The following is a 526-nucleotide window of genomic DNA, read 5'->3' as shown; positions in this document are numbered from 1 at the left end:
GGATACGACCCGGTGGGGAGGGGCGGGCCCCCGCCAGCACCACACCGGTGGCGGCGCGGGCCGCCCGGGAGGCGAGGTCGGGCCCGGCCTGGGCCAGCCGTCGATCCAGGGCCGCGAGCAGCAGCGGGTCCGGGCCCAGCACGTCGGCCACCGGCAGCTCGGCATCCGCTCCCGTCGTTCGCAGGCCGGCCGCGCGCAGGGCGGCCGGGATGTCGTGCTTGGCGTGGAAGGCCCGGTTGAGCAGCAGCGGGACGGCCACCGCGGGCCGGTCCGCCAGCGCGCCGGCCACCTGGGCGACCCGCGGCGCGCAGTGGTCCAGGTAGGCGGTGGCGACCGCCAGTTCGGGCCGCTGCGCGCGGATCTCGTGCACCAGGGCGTCGACCGTCGCGGCGTGTCGCGGGTCGCGGCTGCCGTGGGCGATCAGCACCAGGGTGGTCATGGCGGGGTTCCTCGGTGGTGGGGTGGGGAGTTGGTCAGCGGTTGGTCTGGAGGAGGCCGCGGCTGCGCAGGACGCGGCGTTCGATGG

General features: G+C 77.6%; 1 protein-coding gene. It reads right to left on the bottom strand.

Features of this window, described 5'->3' with window-relative positions:
• The coding region (locus tag ABD323_RS45230) for a sirohydrochlorin chelatase (RefSeq protein WP_344447754.1) at positions 1-439 on the bottom strand (439 nt) is incomplete at its 3' end.
• Positions 440-526 lie beyond the last annotated feature (87 nt).

This window comes from Kitasatospora nipponensis, from assembly GCF_039528135.1.
Taxonomy (GTDB): domain Bacteria; phylum Actinomycetota; class Actinomycetes; order Streptomycetales; family Streptomycetaceae; genus Kitasatospora; species Kitasatospora nipponensis.
The sequence above is the reverse complement of the archived record's forward strand: the minus strand, read 5'-3'. Positions and strand labels throughout refer to the sequence as shown.